This window comes from Delftia sp. WSY_7 (genome assembly GCF_043104845.1).
GTDB lineage: Bacteria > Pseudomonadota > Gammaproteobacteria > Burkholderiales > Burkholderiaceae_C > Comamonas > Comamonas tsuruhatensis.
In genome coordinates, this window is the sequence record NZ_JBICLB010000005.1 from 763,364 (window position 1) to 782,622 (window position 19,259).

The window sequence follows — 19,259 nt, forward strand, 5'->3', positions numbered from 1 at the left end:
GCAGCGACACGACGACAAAGGCCAGGCAACCGGCCGCGATGATCCTCATGGTTTTTTCCTTGATCAGGCTTTGAAAAGACGAGCCCAGACAAAAAGGCCCCGCACCTTTCGGTACGAGGCCTGATATGGCAGGCAGGTGCTGATTGGAACAGACCTGCTTTGCTCGCGGCTTACGCCGCGCGGCGATCAGAATGCGTGACGCACGCCCAGCGCGAAGGAGGAGAAGTCCGCGCCCTTCACACCGGTCATGTAGTTGGCGCCGGCCTTGTTGTCCACCTTGGTGTAGTAGCCGTAGACCTTGGTGCGCTTGCTCAGGTTGTAGTTGTAGCCCAAGGTCCACTGGTTGGCACCGGAGTCGGCAATGTTGCTCCACTTGTTGGCGTGGCCCAGGTTCACGTGGAACTCGGAAGCGCCCAGGGTGTACATGCCCGACAGACGGAAGTTGTTGCGCGTGCCGCGGATCTGCTCGTCGTTGCGCTGGTAGTAGCCACCGACCACGAACTGGCCGAAGGTGTAGGCAGCGCGGAAGGCGGCCTGCTTGTCTTCGTCCACCTGGCTGTAGCCGGCGCCCAGGGCCAGAGGGCCCACGTCGTAGTTGACGGCCAGGTCATAGCCGTTCTTGCGGGCGGGCGTGGCCTTCTCGTGCATGGAGACCGAGCCTTCGACCGTCAGGCCACCGATGTTGGGGGTGGTGTAGGAGATCTTGTTGGCGGTGCCCAGGCCGCTGGCGAACCAGACGGGATCGAAGTACAGCGCGTCGGACGAGGTACCCGTGTCATGGTTGTGCATGCTCACGTAGTCGGCCGTGGCGAAGTACGAACCGGGGAAGAAGTTGCCCATGCGGATCTTGCCGAAGCTGCCCGACAGGTTCACTTCGCTCTGGCGGCCGAAGGTCAGCGCGCCCGTGGAGGAGGAACCCATGCCGGTGTCGGAAGCGAAACCGCTTTCCAGCACGAAGCCGGCCTTCAGGCCGCCGCCCAGATCTTCGACACCGCGCATGCCCCAACGCGAGGAGTTGTTCTCCATCTTGTTGACGGTCTGGTCACCGATCTTTTCGCGTTCGACGGTCGTGTTGATACGGCCATAAATCGTCACGCTGCTTTGCGCCATCACGGTGGTGGAACCCAGCACGGCCAGCACGGCCAGGGCTACGCGGTTCATCTTGATCATCTCGGCATCTCCTTGGGATTGTTGAGTGGGTATTCTTGAAATCTCAGGGCCGACTCCGGCTCTAGATCAGTGCCATTTGCGGCTGCTGCGGATTCTAGGTGCGGGCATGTCAAAAAATGTATGCCCGCCTCTGAAAATGCGCCATCTGATGCTTTGCTGCCACAGGCATGACATGGAAAACCATTAGAAGCACCCAAAGAAAAAGCCCACGGCAAACCGCCATGGGCTTTCATCAATGCAGAGCAAAATTTTGTGCTCTGTGACCACAGTGCATGCATCGAACACTGCGCGCAAATCAGGCACACCCTAACTCAGGGACACCGAGGAAGGGCCGCCCCGCACCGAGGGTGTCGTCCCCCTCCCGCGAAGCGAGAGAGGGGGAAGGCGCGTAAGCGCCTCAGGGGGTGCCTTCAATCAATCATTAGCGTAGATATCCACATCCTTGGTCTCGCGCAGGAACAGCGTGCCGATGACGGCCGTGGCGCCTGCAATGACGATGGGGTACCAGAGGCCGCTGTACATATTGCCGGTCTGGGCCACGATGGCGAAGGACATGGTGGGCAGCAGGCCGCCGAACCATCCATTGCCGATGTGATACGGCAGGCTCATGGAGGTATAGCGGATGCGCGTGGGGAACAGTTCCACCAGCATGGCGGCGATGGGCCCGTAGACCATGGTCACGAGGATGACCAGGTAGGTCAGGATGGCGACCATCATGACCTTGTTCATCTTCGCGGGGTCGGCCTTGGTGGGGTAGCCGTCCTCGGCCAGCACCTTGGCCACGGTCTTCTTGAACTCGGCGTCCTTGGCCTTGGCTTCCTCGGGGCTCAGGCCCTTGATGGAGAACGAGGGGATCTCGGTGCTGCCGATGCGGATGAAGGCCGTCTTGCCGGGCGCTGCGTCCTCGGAGTCATAGCTGACCGAGCCTGCGGCCAGCAGCTGCTTGGCCACGTCGCAGGAGCTGGTGAACTTGGAGGTGCCCGTGGGATTGAACTGGAACGAGCATTCCTTGGGATCGGCGACGATGACCACCTTGTTCTTGGCCTGTGCCGCAGCCAGGTCGGGGTTGGCCGCTTCGGTCAGCGCCTTGAACACGGGGAAGTAGGTCACCACGGCCAGCACGCAGCCCAGCATGATGATGGGCTTGCGGCCTATCTTGTCGGACAGCGAGCCGAAGATCACGAAGAACGGCGTGCCGATGATCAGCGCCGCCGCGATCATGAGGTTGGCCGTCACCGCATCGACCTTGAGCTGCTGTGTCAGGAAGAACAGCGCATAGAACTGCCCCGTGTACCAGACCACGGCCTGGCCGGCGGTCAGGCCGATCAGCGCCAGGATCACGATCTTGAGGTTGCGCCATTGGCCGAAGGACTCGGTCAGCGGGGACTTGGAGACCTTGCCCTCGGCCTTCATCTTCTGGAAGGCCGGCGACTCGGACAGCGTCATGCGGATCCACACCGAGATACCCAGCAGCACGATGGACAGCAGGAAGGGGATGCGCCAGCCCCAGTCCGCGAAGGCCTGCTCGCCGATGGAGGTGCGCACGCCCAGGATCACCAGCAGCGACAGGAACAGGCCCAGCGTTGCCGTGGTCTGTATCCACGAGGTGTAGGCGCCGCGCTTGCCGTGCGGCGCGTGCTCGGCCACATAGGTGGCCGCACCGCCGTACTCGCCGCCCAGGGCCAGGCCCTGCAGCATGCGCAGGCCGATGAGGATCACCGGCGCCGCCACGCCGATGCTGGCGTAGGTGGGCAGGATGCCGACGATGAAGGTCGACAGGCCCATGATCAGGATGGTCACGAGGAAGGTGTACTTGCGCCCGATCATGTCGCCCAGCCGCCCGAACACCAGTGCGCCGAAGGGCCGCACGATGAAGCCGGCCGCGAAGGCCAGCAGCGCGAAGATGAAGGCCGATCCCGCATCGAGCCCGCTGAAGAATTGCTTGGCGATGATGGCCGCCAGCGATCCGTAGAGATAGAAGTCGTACCACTCGAATACCGTGCCTAGCGACGAGGCAAAGATCACCTTGCGTTCTTCCGGAGTCATGGGCCGCGGGGTCGCCTTGACCCCCGCGCCTTGCGATGCGTTGATAGCCATGTCTGTCTCCTTGATTTATTGAATATTTAGCGGGCTTGCCATAGGCCCGCCGATTCACTATCCGCCTGCCTGCTGACGCGAATCTGACTCACCTCTTACAGAAATTGACGGCGAACTGAACGATTTCTTACTAACTCAGCAGCAACCCTGATGCCGTCTTTTTCCATGTGAAAAGCACCGTAAAAACCCTGGCAAACCATGCTGCACTGCGTAAGCACTCGGTCAGAAGCGCTTTCCAGAATGCGCCGCAAGGCTGCAGATCCATGGGGCTGCCGCCGCGATTCCAACTTCAGGAGACAAACCATGACCGATCCGGTGGTAGACAAGATACAGCGCCATCCCAAATACCAGGAGCTGCGGTCCAGACGCAATCGCCTGGGCCTTTTTCTGACGCTGCTGATGCTGGTCGTTTATTACGGCTATATCGCGCTGATTGCCTTCGACAAATCCTTTCTGGCCCAGCCCATTGGCGCGGGCGTGACCTCGCTGGGCATTCCTATCGCCATGGGCGTGATCGTGTTCTCGGTGATCGTCACCGGCCTCTACGTGCGCCGTGCCAATGGCGAGTACGACAAGCTCACCCAGGACATCCTCAAGGACGCCACGAAATGAAGAATTCCGCACAACGCATGCTGCTGGCGCCCGCCGTGGCGCTGGCCCTGACGGGGCCCGTGCTGGCCGCCGGCGGCGATGTCGGCGTGGCCGCCAAGCAGGCCACCAACTGGACCGCCATCATTCTCTTCACGGCCTTCGTCGTGGCCACGCTGTGGATCACCAAATGGGCCGCGGGCCGCACCAAGTCGGCGGCCGATTTCTACACGGCCGGCGGCGGTATCACGGGCTTCCAGAACGGCCTGGCGATTGCGGGCGACTACATGTCGGCCGCCTCCTTCCTGGGCATCTCGGCCTCGGTCATGGCCAGCGGCTATGACGGCCTGATCTACTCCATCGGCTTCCTGGTGGGCTGGCCCATCCTGACCTTCCTGCTGGCCGAGCGCCTGCGCAACCTGGGCAAGTTCACCTTCGCCGACGTGGCCGGCTACCGCTTCTCCCAGACGCCGTTCCGCGCCTTCGCGGCCAGCGGCACGCTGGTGGTGGTGGCCTTCTACCTGATCGCGCAGATGGTGGGCGCGGGCCAGCTGATCAAGCTGCTGTTCGGCCTGGACTACTGGATCGCCGTGGTGCTGGTGGGCGGCCTGATGATGATCTACGTGCTGTTCGGCGGCATGACGGCCACGACCTGGGTGCAGATCATCAAGGCCTGCATGCTGCTGGCCGGCGTGACCTTCATGGGCTTCATGGTGCTGGCCAAGTACGGCTTCAGCCCCGAGGCGCTGTTCGCCGAAGGCGTGCGCGTGCGCTCCGAGATCGCTGCCAACAACGGCGCCGACCCCTCGGCCGCCGCCAAGGCGGGCCTGGCCATCATGGGCCCGGGCGGCTTCATCAAGGACCCGATCTCGGCCATCAGCTTCGGCATGGCGCTGATGTTCGGCACGCTGGGCCTGCCCCACATCCTGATGCGCTTCTTCACCGTGCCCGACGCCAAGGAAGCGCGCAAGAGCGTGTTCTGGGCCACGACCTGGATCGGCTACTTCTACGTGCTGATCTTCATCATCGGCTTCGGCGCCATCACCCTGGTGCTGACCAACCCCGAGATGGCCGACACGGTCAAGGGCGTGATCCACGGCGGCGCGGGCACGGCCAACATGGCGGCCGTGCTGGTGGCCAAGAGCGTGGGCGGCGACGTGTTCTACGGCTTCATCTCGGCCGTGGCCTTCGCCACCATCCTGGCCGTGGTCGCGGGCCTGACGCTGTCGGGCGCCTCGGCCGTGTCGCATGACCTGTACGCCACCGTGATCAAGAAGGGCAAGGCCGACAGCGCCGCCGAGCTGCGCGTCTCGCGCATCACCACGCTGACGCTGGGCGCCATCGCCGTGCTGCTGGGCATCGTGTTCGAGAAGCAGAACATCGCCTTCATGGTGTCGCTGGCCTTCGCGGTCGCGGCCTCGGCCAACTTCCCCCCGCTGCTGCTGTCGGTGCTGTGGAAGGACTGCACGACCAAGGGCGCCGTGATCGGCGGCTTCATGGGCCTGGCGTCCTCGGTGGGCCTGACCATCGTCTCGCCCCCGGTCTGGGAAGCCACGCTGGGCAACCCTGCAGGCTCGGCCTGGTTCCCCTATGCATCGCCCGCGCTGTTCTCCATGACCATCGGCTTCGTGGGCGTGTGGCTGTTCTCGGTGCTCGACAAGAGTGCCCAGGCCGCCAGGGAACGCGCCGTGTTCCCCGCGCAGCAGGTGCGTTCGGAAACGGGTCTGGGAGCTTCGGGCGCCTCCGGCCACTGAGCTGCCGAAGCGGCAACCACGCACAAGCCGGGCCATGCGCCCGGCTTTTTTTCATCCCTCGCCACACCAGAGACACTCAGTTTGATCGGCTGGAGAAGCCTTTTGAGCGGATGGGCGATGTCCTGCGTTTTCCCCGCCCCTAGACTCGGGGGTCTGCCGAGCGCTTCGTGCAGCATGACTTCTCTCTTCAACGCACAGGATCCATCCGACATGCAACTCACCAGCCAAAGCTTCCAGGACGGCCAGGCCATCCCCGGCGAATTCGCGTTCGCCGTGCCCGATGCGGCATCCCACGTGGCGCTGTCGTCCAACCGCAATCCGCACCTTGCCTGGAGCGGCGCACCGGCGGGCACGCAGTCCTTCGTCGTGGTCTGCCACGATCCCGACGTGCCCAGCCGCGGCGACGATGTGAACCAGGAAGGCCGCGAAGTGCCGGCCAGCCTGCCGCGCGTGGACTTCTTCCACTGGCTGCTGCTGGACATTCCGGCCGCCACCACCGAGATCGCGGCAGGTGCCCAGTCCGACGGCGTCACGCCGCGCGGCAAGAGCGGCCCGGCCGCCCCCGGCGGCCTGCGCCACGGCATCAACGACTACACGGGCTGGTTCGCGGGCGACGAGCAGATGAAGGGCGACTACTACGGCTACGACGGCCCCTGCCCTCCGTGGAACGACAGCATCGTCCACCACTACGTCTTCACCGTCTATGCGCTGGCCACGCCCACGCTGGCCGTCTCCGGCGAGCTTACCGGCGCCAATGTGCGCGCGGCGCTGCAAGCCGGCCAGGTGCTGGGCAAGGCCAGCATCACCGGCCTGTACAGCCTGAACCCTGCGGTCTGCGCCGCTTGAACCTGAACGGCGACCCGGTGCCCGGCAGCCACTGGCTGCTGCCTTCTGCTGCCCCCGTGGTGCGGGCCGGCCTGTGCAGCCTGGCGCAGCCCAGCCTGCGCCAGGCCCGGCATACGCCGCGCTTCCTGTTCCATGAAGCCTGCCTGCTGCTGGTGGCGGCAGGCAGGCTGGACCTGCACGACGGCAGCCACCAGACCACGGTGGACACGCCCTCTTGCCTGCTGCTGGTGCAGGCGCATACCAGCGCCGATCTGATGAAGACACCGGGCAGCGGCGGACAGCCCTTTCGCTCCGTGCTGCTGGCACTGTCGCCCGAGCTGCTGGAGGCGTTCCACCGCACACGCGCCCAGCCCGCAGCGCTGCCGCTGGACGAGCAGGCCTTTCGGCAACTGCCGCTGGACGACGACCTGCAAGACGCTCTGCGGCAGGTGCTGGCCAGCGTGCCGTCACCGACTCTCAGCGACGAACGGCTGCGCTACCGGCTGATGGACCTGCTCGCCGCGCTCGCGGAGCGCGGCCACCTCCTGCGCCGCGCGGGCCCGCCCGGCACGGCCTCGCGCCTGCGCACCCTCATTGCCCAGGCGCCCCAGCAGCACTGGACAGCGCACAGTGCCGGCAGCGCGCTGGCCATGAGCGAGGCCACGCTGCGCCGGCGCCTGGCCGGCGAGGGCGTCCGCTTCGAGGAACTGCTGGTGGACACGCGCATGCACCACGCCATGCTGCTGGTGCAGACCACCGGCTGGAGCCTGCAACACATCGCCCAGGCCTGTGGCTACCAGTCGCGTGCGCGCTTTTCGGAGCGCTTCCGTGCGCGCTTCGGCTATTCGCCGTCCGCCTTGCGCTGATGCAGCGCGGCCGGCGTCCCGCCGGCCAGCCTGCGCAGCTTGATGAAGGCCAGCGCTGCCATCACGGCGTCGTTGAGCGCGTCGTGGGCCTCTCGCCGGGGCAGGCCCAGGTCGGCCATCAGCGTGGCAAAGCGCAGGTCGATCTCGGGCGCCTGCTGCTGCCAGGGCAGCAGTTGCCGGAAGCGGTGGTCGTAGTACAGGGCCGAGACCTCGATGCGCTCGTTGGGCAGGCCCGTGCCCAGCCAGGGGCGCAGCACGCGCTCGATCATGGCCACGTCGAATTCCAGGTAGTAGCCGACCAGCGGGCGGCTGCCGATGAAGCGCAGCAGCTGCGCCAGCGCGTCCTCGATGGCCAGGCCCCGGGCCAGGTCCCGCTCGCGCAGGCGGTGGATGCGCACGCTGTCGCCGGGCACGCTGCGCGAGGGGCGCACCAGCAGTTCCAGGCGTTCGCTGGACAGGATGCGCTCGCCCACGATGCGCACGGCGCCGATGGAGATGATCTGGTCGCAGCGCACATCCAGGCCCGTGGTCTCGCAGTCCAGCGCCACCCATTCGCCGGGCGGCGGCGCATCGAAGAGAAAGGCATAGGCGGGGTCCGCCAGCCTGCGCCGCTGCCAGTTGCGCCGCAGGCCCGCCACCCAGCGCTGCAAGGGCGCCGCGCTCATACGGCGTCCAGCCGCAGGCGCTGGCGCAGCAGTTCGCGAAAGCGCCGCACCACGGCCAGCGTGTCCTTGAGCAGGTCGCGCTCCAGGCTGCTCAGGCGAGCCGGGTCCACATGGCCGGTAACGGGGCGGCCCAGGTCGATCTCGGCCAGTCCCGCCTGCAGGCGCAGGCCCATGAGGAAATGCAGGCCCTGGAGCAGCTCCTGCCCCTGGGCGCCGTCGAGCACGCCCTTGTCCACCAGGGCCGCGATGCGCTCGGCCGTGCCGGTGGCGGCGATGCGCTGGGACAGCGCCAGGCTGCGCACGCCATGCACGATGGGGAAGATGCCGGCCTTCTTGAGGTGCACGGGCGCGCCCTCGCCGCCGCGCCCCAGCAGCCGCTCCCACCAGCTGCCCGGCTCGTGCGCGAAGGCGTCGACGGCCGAGGCGAAGCGCGCCACCTGGGCATCGCTGTCCAGGGCCAGCGCCATCAGGTCGCGCCGCACCGTGGCCAGCAGAGAGGCATCGCCCGCCACGGCATGGGCGTCCAGGAAGATCGCCAGGTGCATGAGGCCCTCGGGGCCGGGCAGGATCAGCCATTCGCGCACCTGCCTGCCGAAGCTGGCCACCGTGCCGCGCCACTGCGGATTGCTGAGCATGATGCCGCCCGGGCATTCGGGGTAGCCAAAGCGCTGCAGCTGCGCGGAAAAGCGCGCGCAGATGGCATCGAGGTCCTGGGGCGGCGCATAGCCGTCGCGCAGCAGCAGGCCGTTGTCCTGGTCGGTCTTGAGCAACTGCTCGCCGCGCCCCTCGCTGCCCATGACGAAGAGGCAGCTGTGGGCCACCAGGTCCGGCGGCGCCAGCATCTGCCAGGCACGCTCGAACAGGCGCGCATTGAGCTGCTGCACCAGCCGCGCCATCAGGGCCACCCGCGTGCCGCCCCGGTGCAGGGCGGCCACCAGGCGCGTGATCTGGACGGCCGCCTGCTCCAGCGCCTGCAGGTCGGCAGCCTGCTCGATCTGCACGGTGATCAGGTGGGAGTGGTTGGCCAGGAAGCTGAACAGGTCCAGCGCCTCCAGGATGCCCAGCACCTGGCCCTGTGCATCGAGCACGGCCAGCCGGTGCACGCGGGCGCGCAGCAGCACGACCAGGGCATCGCCCAGCTGGTCGTCGGCGCGCACGGTGAACACGGGCTGGCTGGCGAATTCGCCCACGGCCAGCCGGTCCAGCGGGCGTCCGTCAAGGATGGCGCGCTGCAGCGTGGTGCCCGTGAAGATGCCCAGGCCGCCCTGCGGCAGTCCCGAGACCAGCACGCTGGTCGTGCGCTCGGCATGGAACAGGCGCACCACGGAGACGATGTCGGTGGCCGCATCCACCACATGGGCGGCACGCAGATAGGCCTGGTCCACGCGCGCCAGCGTCAGCGACTGCAATTCGTGCCGGTCGGCGCGCTGGGCCAATGTGCCCAGCTTGTGGCCCAGGTCGGAGAACAGCAGGGCGCCAAAGGCCGTGTTGCGCGCGATCAGCTCGCCCACGGTTTCGCGCGCAAGCTGGTAGGCGATGAGTTCCTCGGCCACGGTGAAGCGGCTGCCCGTGCGGCCGGCCACCAGGGCGCGGCCGTCGAAGCTGTCGTCGGGGCCGTAGCTGGCCAGCACCTCGTCGCCCTCGGTCTGCACCACATGGCCCTTGATGATGACGAAGAGGTGGGTGGGCGCCGAGCCGGCGTCCAGCACCACGGCGCCCTCGGGGAAGTAGGCGATGTCCACGCCATCGCGCACCAGCGCCTGCTCGTCGGGCGTGAGGCAGTCGAAGGGAGAGGCGGCAAAGTTGAAGGCGTTGGGCATGGGGCGGGGCCGTTGTTCCAGCCCCGCCATTCAAACCTTCAGGCCTTGCTCCACGCTTGCAGCCGCGTCCCAGCCGCTGTCGAACCAGCCATCGCCTTCCAGGTAGGCACGCAGCATGGGCAGGCTGTCCAGGCCCCAGAAGAGGCGGCCGTCGACTTCCCAGGCCGGCACGCCGAACAGGCCTTGCGCCGCGGCAGCCTCGGTGTTCTCGCGCAGCAGGCGCTTGGCGTTGTCCGCCGCATCCGTGCGCAGCTGTGGCGCCAGCGTGGCGCGCAGTGCGTCGAGCCGCGCCGGGTCCAGCGCGTCGGCGCCGCCCAGCCAGACATGGCGCAGCACCGTGCCCGCGACAAAGCGGTTGACCGTGCCGTCGTCGCTGCATTCCAGCGCCAGGCGCAGCAGCGGCAGCGGGTTGAACGGATGGCGGGCCGGCATGTCCAGCCCCACGCCCGTGGCATGGCCCAGCCAGCTCACATGGCGGTAGGTCCACTCGCGCTTGCCCGCAATGCCGGCCGGCCCCGGGTTGGCATGGCGCTGCAGCAGCGCGCCCAGCAGCACGGGGCGGTACTGCATGTGGTGGCTGATGCCCTGCAGGGCCTGAGGCAGTTGCTCGAAGGCCAGCCAGGCATAGGGCGAGACGAAGTCGAGATGGAAGGTGATCTGCTTCATGGCGGCAGGCTCCTGCAGTGCAGTCCAGGGGGGTCTAGGGGACGGCGACCGTGATGCCCGCACGCTCGAGCAGCGCGTTCCAGATGACCAGGCGCTGCGACGCATCGGACTTGGACCAGGCACGGATCTCGTCGATGGTGCGAAAGCACCCTTCGCAATGGCTGCGGTCCGGCGTCATGCGGCAGACCGAGATGCAGGGCGATGGCACGGGCTCGTCGTCAGCGCGCGCAGCGAAGGCTGCGCCGGCCTTGTGGGCCAGCATTTCCTTGGGGCCCATCATGCCGCCACCTCCTGCACCACGTCGGCCCAGGGCGCACCGGCCAGGGCCTGCAGCGCGGCCGGCGTGGCCGCGAACACCGCATGCGGATGGCCGGCGGCCGCCCAGACGGTGTCGAAGCGCTGCAGTTCACGGTCCACCAGGGTCACGGGCGTGTTGGCATGGGCCACGGGGCTGACGCCGCCGATGGAAAAACCCGTCTGCGCCTTGACGAAATCGGCGTCGGCACGGCCCACGGGGCCGACCAGGGCAGCGACCTTCTTCTCGTCCACGCGGCGGTCGCCCGAGGCCACGACCAGCACGGCCACGCCGTCGCTGCGGCGGCGGAAGATGATGCTCTTGGCCACCTGGCCCACGAGGATGCCCAGCTGGTCGGCCGCTTCCTGGGCCGTGCGCGCCGCGCCGTCCAGCATGCGCGGCCCCTCGCCATGGCCGGCCTGCTGCAGGAAGGCCGCCACGCGCTGCACGCCTTCGGGAAGATGGTGGAGTTCAGATCCGCACATGCTCACACCGCCTCGCATGCAGACGCGCTGGCGCGCTTGGTGAGCAGTGCCTTGGCCACGCGCGACTGCGTGGGGCGGCCCAGGTGGTCGCTGATGAACTGGCCGGCGTCAATCAGCTTGTCCAGGTCGATGCCGGTCTCTATGCCCATGCCCTGCAGCATGTAGACCACGTCCTCGGTGGCCACATTGCCTGTGGCGCCCTTGGCGTAGGGGCAGCCGCCCAGGCCCGCCACCGAGGTGTCGAACTGCCACACGCCCAGCGACAGCGCGGCCAGCGTGTTGGACACGGCCTGGCCGTAGGTGTCGTGGAAGTGGCCCGAGACATCGTCGATGGCGAAGTGCTGCAGCGTGGCCTCGATGGCCTTGCGCACCTTGACGGGCGTGCCCACGCCGATGGTGTCGGCCACGCCCACATGCTGCACGCCGATGCCCTTCATGAGGCCGGCCAGGTAGGCCACGCGCTCGGGGGCGATCTCGCCTTCGTAGGGGCAGCCCACGGTGCAGCTCATGGCGCCGCGCACGTAGATGCCCTGGGCGCGTGCGGCCTCGGCCACGGGGGCGAAGCGCTCGATGCTTTCGGCAATGGAGCAGTTGATGTTCTTCTGGCTGAAGGCCTCGCTGGCCGCGCCGAAGACCACGATCTCGTCGGGCCACAGTTCGCGCGGCGCCGACAGCGCGGCCTCCAGGCCCTTCATGTTGGGCGTGAGCACGCTGTAGCGCACGCCGGGGCGGCGGACGATGCCGGCCATGACTTCGGCGTTGTCGGCCATCTGCGGCACCCATTTGGGGCTGACGTAGCTGGTGACCTCGATTTCCTTGAGGCCGGCTTCCTGCAGGCGGTGCACCAGCTCGATCTTGACGGCGGCGGGCACGGGCTGTTTTTCATTCTGCAGGCCGTCGCGGGGGCCTACATCGACGAGTTTGACGCGGGAAGGAATGCTCATGGGGTGTTCTCACCGGGATGACGGGTACGGCCCCTATTGTCCAGGCTTGCAGGCCCGGGCACCACCCCATATCCTGCCGGGCCATGCACAACGGCTGCCAGCGCCCCGTTCAGCCCGGCAGGGCCGCCATTTCCTCGCGCAGCATCTCCACCATGCGCGCGGCAGCCGGCGACAGGCGGCGGCCGCTCAGGCGCACCAGGCCGATGGGGCGGCGCAGCACCGGCCGTGCCAGCGGGCGCGCCACCACCTCCGGCCGCTGCACCACCTGCGCGGCCAGCAGCGGCAGCGCGCTCACGCCCAGATCGGCAGCCACCATGGCCGCGATGGTGGCCAGGTGTTCCACGGCGTACTGGGGCGCAAAGCGTATGCCGTGGGTCAGCAGGGCCTCGTCGGCGTACTGCCGCACGCTGGTGCCGGCCGGCATGGAGATGTGGGGCAGATGGGCCACGTCGGCCCAGCCCAGATCGCCGCGCCCGCGCGCCAGCGCATGACCGCGGCCCAGCAGCAGCACGAAGCGGTCGGAGGCCAGGGGCAGGTAGTCCAGGTCGGCATAGGCGGGGTTGGCCGCCGTGAGCGCAAAGTCCACGCGGCCTGCGCGCACCATGTCGAAGGCCGGCCCGGCCAGGCTGTCGAACAGCTCCAGGTGCACGCCCGGATGCTCGGCCGCGAAGCGCGCCAGCACGCGGGGCAGCAAGCCCGCAGCCAGCGAAGGCAGGGCCGCCAGCGCCAGCCGCCCCACCTGCACCTGGGCCACCTCCTGCACGCGGCGCACGGTCTCGTCCATCTGGTGGCGCAGGATGCGCGCCTGCTCGGCGAAGACCTCGCCGGCCTGGGTCAGTTCCACGGCGCGCGTGGTGCGCTCGAACAGGCGCGCGCCCAGCATCTCTTCCAGCCGCGCCAGCGTGCCCGAGACGGCCGACTGCGACAGGTGCATCTGCAGCGCCGTGCGCCGAAAGCTCAGCGAATCGGCCAGCGCCAGAAAGACATCGACCTCGCGGGCCGACCAATTGATCTTCATGGCCGATCAGTTTATCGAAAAATGCGTCTTTACCGTTCAATGACGGCTGCCTAGACTGCGCCTCAAATCCATGAAATCAGCAGGAGACAGCATGCACAGCAGTTCGCCGCGCCACGCGCGCACGGTGGTCGTCGGGGGAGGCACCATGGGTGCCGATGTGGCCGTGGTCTTGGCCCGGGGCGGCGCCCTGGTGACCGTGGTCGACCCCGGCGCGGCACGGCGCGAGCTGCTGCTGCAGCACATTGCCATCGAGCTGGCCACGGCCGGCTTTGCCCGGTGCGCGTCCCAGGTCTCGGTCTGCGCGGCGCTGGAGGATGTGGCCTGGGACGGCGTCGCCCTGGTGGTGGAATGCATCACCGAGCGGCTGGACGCCAAGCAGGCGCTGTTCGCCGAGCTGCAGGCGCATGCGCCGGCCGACGCCGTGCTGGCCAGCAACAGCTCGGGCTTTCCCATCAGCGCCATCGCCAGCGGCCTGCCCACGGCGCAGCGCATGCTGGGCCTGCACTTCTTCATGCCCGCCCATTTGGTGCCACTGGTGGAAGTGGTGCTGGGAGAGCGCAGCGACCCGGCCCTGGGCCAGTGGCTGCACGCCTTCATGCGCGGCTGCGGCAGCGTGCCGGTGCTGGTGAAGAAGGACAAGCCCGGCTTTCTGGCCAACCGCATGCAGCATGCGCTGTCGCGCGAGGCCTTCGCCCTCATCGACGAGGGCATTGCCTCGCCCGAGGATGTGGATGCCGCCGTGCGCTTCGGCTTCGGCTTCCGCTTCCTGGCAGCCGGTCCCGTGCTGCAGCGCGACCATGCGGGCATCGAGGTGCACTGCGCGGCGGCCGCCACCATGTACCCCACGCTGTCCAACACCGATGTGCCGGCCCAGGCCCTGCGCGATCGCGTGGCGCGTGGCGATCTGGGCATGAAGACCGGAAAGGGCTTCTTCGACTGGCCCGAGGACCGCCGCCTGGCCGAGCGTGCCCGCTACGACGCGCTGCTGCGCCAGGGCCTGGCCCTGCTGGCCAGCGAGCTGCCGGTGCCGGAGCAGGCACAGGACACGCCATGAGCACGCCGGTCCCCACGTCAACCACGTCGCCCACATCGCCCACGTCAACCACGTCGCAGTGGAGCGACCCGCTGATCGTCACCGTGGCCCCCAACGGCGCCTACAAGCAGCCGGCCGACCACCCTGCACTGCCGATCACGCCACAGAGGCTGGCCGCCACGGCACGCGCCTGCCTGGATGCCGGCGCGGCCATGATCCACATGCACATCCGCGACGCCCAGGGGCGCCACAGCCTGGATGTGGACGGCTACCGCGAAGCCTGGCGCGTGGTGCGCGAGGCCGTGGGCACGGACATGGTGGTGCAGATCACCAGCGAGGCGGCCGGCGTCTACCGCGCGCCCGAGCAGATCGCCATGGTGCAGGCGCTGCGGCCCGAGGCCGTCTCCATCGGCCTGCGCGAGATCGACCGGCCCGAGATCGGCGATGCGGGACTGGCGCACTTTTTCACGGGCCTGGTGCGCGACCAGGTCATGGTGCAGGTCATCCTCTACGACGTGGCCGACCTGCGCCGCTGGCAGGCGCTGCGCGCCCAGGGCGTGGTGCCCGAGGCGCCGTGGTTCCTGCTTTTCGTGCTGGGCCGCTACAGCGCGGGCCAGACCTCGCGGCCCCAGGACCTGCTGCCGTTTCTTGCGGCGCATGACGGCGGCGAGCCCTGGGCCGTGTGCGCCTTCGGCGCCACGGAAAACACCTGCATCGCGGCAGCCGCCGCGTTTGGCGGCCATGCGCGCGTGGGCTTCGAGAACAACCTGCTGGCCAAGGACGGCCACACCGCGCCCGACAACGCCGCCCTGGTCCGCCAGGCCGTGGTGTCCGCCCAGGCGCTGGGCCGCCCCCTGGCCACGGCCGACGACATACGCCGGCGCTTCACACCGGGCTGAGCACCAGGCGCCTTACAGGCCCATGAGCCCGCACAAGACGGGCCTTCCATTCCAACCACAGGCAGGAGACACAACCATGCAACAGCCCACCCACGGCACGCGGCGTGACGCCATCGCCAAAATCAAGGCAGCCACCGCATTCACGGCGATTCCCCTGGCCTTCATGGCCCTGGGCCTGGCGGGCCAGGCCTCGGCCCAGACCCCGTCGCCGGCGTTCCCCAGCAAGACCATCCGCTTCGTCGTGCCCTACCCGCCCGGCGGCCCCACCGACCTGATGGCACGCATGCTGCAGCCCGAGCTGCAGCAGCGCCTGGGCGTGACCGTCATCGTGGAGAACAAGAGCGGCGCGGGCGGCAACCTGGGCAGCGCCGAGGTGGCCCGCCAGGCGCCCGCCGACGGCCACACCCTGCTGCTTGCCGCCAGCGGCCCCATGGCCGTGAATTCCTCGCTGTACAAGAGCATGCCCTTCAACCCGCTCAAGGACCTGGAGCCCGTGGTGCAGCTGTCGGCCTTCCCGCTGGTGCTGGAGGTCCACCCCTCGCTGGGCGTCAAGACCGTGGCCGAGCTGCTGGCCCTGGCCAAAACGGGCAAGACACTGAGCTTTGCCTCGGCCGGCAACGGCACGCCCCAGCACCTGGCGGGCGAGCTGTTCAACTCCATGGAGCAAGTCAAGCTGGGCCATGTCCCCTACCGGGGTGCGGGACCGGCACTCAACGACCTGATCGGCGGCCAGGTGGGCGTGATGTTCGACATCGTGGGCAGCTCGCTGCAGCACATCCAGGGCGGGCGCCTGATCCCGCTGGCCGTCACCTCGGCCGAGCGCACCAAGGTGCTGCCCGACGTGCCCACCATGGCCCAGGCCGGCGTGCCCGGCTACCAGATCACGGGCTGGCATGGCATTGCCGTGCGCGCGGGCACGCCGCCCTCCGCCATCGACAAACTCAATGCCACGGTCAACGCCATCTTCAAGGACCCGGCCTTTCGCACGCGCTGGGAGGCCATAGGCACGCCGGCCGTGGGCGGCACGGCCGCCGAATTCGGTGCCTTGATCAGGAGCGACTCCCAGCGCCTGGGCGCGCTGGTGCGCAGCACCGGCGTGACGCTGGACTGAGCGCGCCCGTCAGTAGCCGCGCTGCAGGTCCACGCGGCCGCTCACGGCCTCGCCCCGGCTCAGCGCCGCGACCTTGCCCACGATCTGCTCCACGCTGTCGCGCGCCAGGGTGCGGGCCGAGGTGTGGGGCGTGAGCGTGATGCGCGGATGTCGCCAGAAGACATGGCCGTCGGGCAGCGGCTCGGTGCGGAACACATCGAGCAACGCGCCGGACACATGGCCCCCGTCGATGGCGGCGACGAGGTCCTCGTCCGCCACATGGCCGCCGCGTCCCACGTTGATGACATAGGCGCCCGGCTGCAGCAGGGCCAGGCTGCGCGCGTCGATGATGCTGTCGGTCTCGGGTGTCAGCGGCAGCAGGTTGACGAGGATGCGGGTGGCGCGCAGAAAGGCGTCGAAGTCCTGCGGGCCGCAGAAGCCACGCACGCCATCGATGGCATGCGGCGTACGGCTCCAGCCGTTGACGGGGAAATCGAACACCGTCAGCGCGCGCGCCACGCGCTCGCCCATGCGGCCCAGCCCCATGACGCCCACGGGGAAGTCCACGCGCCGAGGATTGGGCCGGTGCTGCCACAGGCCGGCGGCCATGTCGGCCTCGTAGCCGTCCAGGCCACGGAAGAAGCGGATCACGGCCTGGCTGACGTATTCGGCCATCTGCACGGCCATGCCGGCGTCCTCCAGGCGGTAGACGGGAAGGTCGGCCGGCAGGCGCAGCGGCAGCAGCGCATCGACACCCGCGCCGATGTTGAACACGGCCTTGAGGCCCGGCTGCTCGTCGATGAAGCGCTGGGGTGGCGCCCAGACCAGGGCGTAGTCGGCCTGCGGCGCGCCCGGCGACCAGATGTCCACCTCGGCGCCCGGCAGGGCCGCGCGCAGTCCTTGCAGCCAGGCGTCGGGCCTGGTGTCTTCGCAGCAGAAAGTCACTCGCATAGGGGGCCAAGCCTAACGGCCTGGCGACGCCCACGCGCGACTTTTACGCAAAACTGTCTTGCCTGCGGGCTCAGCTTTCCAGGCGCAGCAGCTCGGAGCCTTCGGTCACCTGGTCGCCGGGCGCGTACAGCAGCTCGGCCACCACGCCGTCGCCGGGCGCGGCGATGGTGTGCTCCATCTTCATGGCCTCCATCACGGCCAGCGGCTGGCCCTTGCTGACCTTGTCGCCGGCCTTGACGGCAAAGGAGACCACCTTGCCCGGCATGGGCGCCGTCAGGCGGCCGCCTTCCGAATGCACATCGCCCGCATGGGCCAGCGGATCGGCCAGGCCCAGCACGGCCGCGCCCTGGGGAGCGAACACATGGCATTGCTCGCCCAGCACATGGACCTGGGCGCGCAGGCGCTGGCCCGCGAATTGCACGTCGAAGGCGCCGTCCCCGGCCTGTTGCCAGGACAGCAGGCCCTCGGCGAGGGACTCGCCCTCGCCCACGGCCAGTTGCAGCGCGCCGTCATGCAGGTAGCGCAGGCGCGCGGGCACGGCGGCCTCGCCCTGGCGGAAGTCCCAGCGCCGCTCGGCCACGCCGTGCGAGCGCCAGCCGTCGCGGCGGCTGAAGGGGTCGGCGGTTTCCTGCGCGCGCTCGGCCTGCAGTACCAGGGCCACGGCGGCGGCCACGGCCTGGGCCTGCGGCAGGCGCTGCTGGTGGAACAGATGCTGCTTCTCGCGCTCGATCAGCGCCGTGTCCAGCTTGGCGGTTGCAAAGGCATCGCTGGCGATGACCTGGCGCAGGAACTGCACATTGGTGGCCAGGCCCACGATGCGTGTCTCGGCCAGGGCGGCATCGAGCCGCGCCAGCGCCTGTTCGCGCGTGTCGCCATGCACGATGAGCTTGGCGATCATGGAGTCGTAGAAGGGGCTGATGGCATCGCCCTCGCGCACGCCGTCGTCCACGCGCACGTCGCCGACATGGAAGCTGGCGCAGTCGGGCTTGCGGTAGACATGCAGGGTGCCGGTGGCGGGCAGGAAGCCGTTGTCGGGGTTTTCGGCGCAGATGCGCGCCTCGATGGCATGGCCGGTGATGCGCAGCTCGTCCTGGCGCTTGGGCAGGGGCAGGCCGCTGGCCACGCGCAGCTGCCAGTCCACCAGGTCCTCGCCCGTGATGGCCTCGGTCACCGGATGCTCGACCTGCAGGCGGGTGTTCATCTCCATGAAGTAGAACTTCATGGCCTCGGGCTGGTCGTAGCCGCCGGGCTGCTCGACGATGAATTCCACCGTGCCCGCGCCCACGTAGTTCACGGCCTGGGCGGCGGCCACGGCGGCCTCGCCCATCTTCTGGCGCAGCGCGGGCGTCATGCCGGGCGCGGGGGACTCCTCCAGCACTTTCTGGTGGCGGCGCTGCACCGAGCAGTCGCGCTCGAACAGGTAGACGCAGTTGCCCTGGGTGTCGCCAAAGACCTGGATCTCGATGTGGCGCGGGCGCAGCACGTATTTCTCGACCAGCACGGCGTCATCGCCGAAGCTGTTGATGGCCTCGCGCTGGCAACTGGCCAGGGCGGCGGCAAAGTCCTCGCTGCGCTCGACCAGGCGCATGCCCTTGCCGCCGCCGCCGGCGCTGGCCTTGATCAGCACCGGGTAGCCGATGCGGTCGGCCTCGCGCTGCAGCAGCTGCGGGTCCTGGTCGGCTCCGTGGTAGCCGGGCACCAGGGGCACGCCGGCCTTTTCCATGAGCTGCTTGGAGGCCGCCTTCAGGCCCATGGCGCGGATGGCCGAGGGCGGCGGGCCGATGAAGACCAGGCCGGCATCGGCGCAGGCCTGGGCGAATTCCTCGTTCTCGCTGAGAAAACCGTAGCCGGGGTGGATGGCCTGGGCGCCCGTGGCCTTGGCGGCCTCCAGGATGCGTTCCCAGCGCAGATAGCTGTCCTTGGGGGCGCTGCCGCCGATGTGCACGGCCTCGTCGCAGGCCTGCACATGCTTGGCGCGGGCATCGGCGTCCGAGTACACGGCCACGGTGCGCACGCCCATGCGGCGGGCGGAAGCCGCGACGCGGCAGGCGATTTCACCGCGGTTGGCGATCAGGATCTTCTTGAACATGCGT

General features: G+C 68.5%; 18 protein-coding genes. 7 read left to right on the plus strand and 11 right to left on the minus strand.

What is annotated here, in order from left to right; all coding sequences use genetic code 11:
* Nucleotides 1–186: 186 nt before the first annotated feature.
* Together ACF8ME_RS04745 and ACF8ME_RS04750 are read right to left on the minus strand one after the other, a co-directional pair.
* The gene (locus ACF8ME_RS04745; RefSeq protein ID WP_012207751.1) at nt 187–1,170 is read right to left on the minus strand and encodes a porin; all 984 of its coding nucleotides are present in this window, start codon (nt 1,168–1,170) and stop codon (nt 187–189) included.
* A 414-nt stretch (nt 1,171–1,584) separates the two neighbouring features.
* The gene (locus ACF8ME_RS04750) at nt 1,585–3,267 is read right to left on the minus strand and encodes an MFS transporter (RefSeq protein WP_392415458.1); all 1,683 of its coding nucleotides are present in this window, start codon (nt 3,265–3,267) and stop codon (nt 1,585–1,587) included.
* A gap of 303 nt (nt 3,268–3,570) precedes the next feature.
* Between ACF8ME_RS04750 and ACF8ME_RS04755 the strand changes: the two genes are divergently transcribed.
* The 4 genes from ACF8ME_RS04755 to ACF8ME_RS04770 all read left to right on the plus strand — a co-directional run bounded on the left by ACF8ME_RS04755 (nt 3,571) and on the right by ACF8ME_RS04770 (nt 7,300).
* Entirely contained in the window at nt 3,571–3,879 is a 309-nt protein-coding gene (locus ACF8ME_RS04755; protein WP_012207753.1) for a DUF485 domain-containing protein, read from the plus strand.
* On the plus strand, nt 3,876–5,609 hold the full coding sequence (locus ACF8ME_RS04760) for a cation acetate symporter (protein ID WP_016450046.1): 1,734 nt from the start codon (nt 3,876–3,878) through the stop codon (nt 5,607–5,609). The genes ACF8ME_RS04755 and ACF8ME_RS04760 overlap by 4 nt, the downstream gene beginning before the upstream one ends.
* Nucleotides 5,610–5,819: 210 nt before the next feature.
* Entirely contained in the window at nt 5,820–6,455 is a 636-nt protein-coding gene (locus ACF8ME_RS04765; protein WP_016450045.1) for a YbhB/YbcL family Raf kinase inhibitor-like protein, read from the plus strand.
* Nucleotides 6,452–7,300: an AraC family transcriptional regulator gene (locus tag ACF8ME_RS04770; RefSeq protein WP_047327934.1), complete on the plus strand. Its 849-nt coding sequence runs from the start codon at nt 6,452–6,454 to the stop codon at nt 7,298–7,300. Before ACF8ME_RS04765 ends, ACF8ME_RS04770 begins: the two co-directional genes overlap by 4 nt.
* On the opposite strand, the gene ACF8ME_RS04775 is transcribed toward ACF8ME_RS04770, so the two are convergent.
* The 7 genes from ACF8ME_RS04775 to ACF8ME_RS04805 all read right to left on the minus strand — a co-directional run bounded on the left by ACF8ME_RS04775 (nt 7,276) and on the right by ACF8ME_RS04805 (nt 13,193).
* Entirely contained in the window at nt 7,276–7,965 is a 690-nt protein-coding gene (locus ACF8ME_RS04775; protein WP_392415460.1) for a 3'-5' exonuclease, read from the minus strand. The genes ACF8ME_RS04770 and ACF8ME_RS04775 overlap by 25 nt on opposite strands.
* Nucleotides 7,962–9,815, minus strand: coding sequence for a DUF294 nucleotidyltransferase-like domain-containing protein (locus ACF8ME_RS04780; protein ID WP_392415462.1), 1,854 nt, complete (start codon nt 9,813–9,815; stop codon nt 7,962–7,964). The genes ACF8ME_RS04775 and ACF8ME_RS04780 overlap by 4 nt, the downstream gene beginning before the upstream one ends.
* Entirely contained in the window at nt 9,816–10,451 is a 636-nt protein-coding gene (locus tag ACF8ME_RS04785) for a DsbA family protein (RefSeq protein WP_392415464.1), read from the minus strand.
* 34 nt (nt 10,452–10,485) lie between these two features.
* On the minus strand, nt 10,486–10,731 hold the full coding sequence (locus tag ACF8ME_RS04790; protein ID WP_016450040.1) for a DUF1289 domain-containing protein: 246 nt from the start codon (nt 10,729–10,731) through the stop codon (nt 10,486–10,488).
* Complete coding sequence (locus tag ACF8ME_RS04795) at nt 10,728–11,231, minus strand: YbaK/EbsC family protein (RefSeq protein WP_016452780.1); 504 nt, start codon at nt 11,229–11,231, stop codon at nt 10,728–10,730. The genes ACF8ME_RS04790 and ACF8ME_RS04795 overlap by 4 nt, the downstream gene beginning before the upstream one ends.
* A gap of 2 nt (nt 11,232–11,233) precedes the next feature.
* A complete protein-coding gene (locus ACF8ME_RS04800; protein ID WP_016452781.1) occupies nt 11,234–12,175 on the minus strand; it encodes a hydroxymethylglutaryl-CoA lyase in 942 nt (313 codons plus the stop codon).
* Nucleotides 12,176–12,284: 109 nt separating this feature from the next.
* Nucleotides 12,285–13,193, minus strand: a complete 909-nt coding sequence (locus ACF8ME_RS04805) for a LysR family transcriptional regulator (protein ID WP_012207762.1) — start codon at nt 13,191–13,193, stop codon at nt 12,285–12,287.
* Between the two features lie 91 nt (nt 13,194–13,284).
* Here ACF8ME_RS04805 and ACF8ME_RS04810 point away from each other — a divergent pair, with 91 nt between their 5' ends.
* From ACF8ME_RS04810 to ACF8ME_RS04820, 3 genes are all read left to right on the plus strand, one after another.
* Complete coding sequence (locus ACF8ME_RS04810; RefSeq protein ID WP_046241420.1) at nt 13,285–14,247, plus strand: 3-hydroxyacyl-CoA dehydrogenase family protein; 963 nt, start codon at nt 13,285–13,287, stop codon at nt 14,245–14,247.
* Nucleotides 14,244–15,125, plus strand: coding sequence for a 3-keto-5-aminohexanoate cleavage protein (locus ACF8ME_RS04815; RefSeq protein WP_392415466.1), 882 nt, complete (start codon nt 14,244–14,246; stop codon nt 15,123–15,125). Before ACF8ME_RS04810 ends, ACF8ME_RS04815 begins: the two co-directional genes overlap by 4 nt.
* A gap of 76 nt (nt 15,126–15,201) precedes the next feature.
* On the plus strand, nt 15,202–16,236 hold the full coding sequence (locus tag ACF8ME_RS04820; protein ID WP_392415467.1) for a Bug family tripartite tricarboxylate transporter substrate binding protein: 1,035 nt from the start codon (nt 15,202–15,204) through the stop codon (nt 16,234–16,236).
* A gap of 9 nt (nt 16,237–16,245) precedes the next feature.
* On the opposite strand, the gene ACF8ME_RS04825 is transcribed toward ACF8ME_RS04820, so the two are convergent.
* Nucleotides 16,246–17,166, minus strand: coding sequence for a 2-hydroxyacid dehydrogenase (locus tag ACF8ME_RS04825; RefSeq protein WP_392415469.1), 921 nt, complete (start codon nt 17,164–17,166; stop codon nt 16,246–16,248).
* 70 nt (nt 17,167–17,236) lie between these two features.
* Nucleotides 17,237–19,255 carry an acetyl/propionyl/methylcrotonyl-CoA carboxylase subunit alpha gene (locus ACF8ME_RS04830; protein WP_392415470.1) on the minus strand — a complete coding sequence of 673 codons (2,019 nt, stop codon included), beginning with the start codon at nt 19,253–19,255 and terminating at the stop codon, nt 17,237–17,239.
* Between the last annotated feature and the right edge of the window lie 4 nt (nt 19,256–19,259).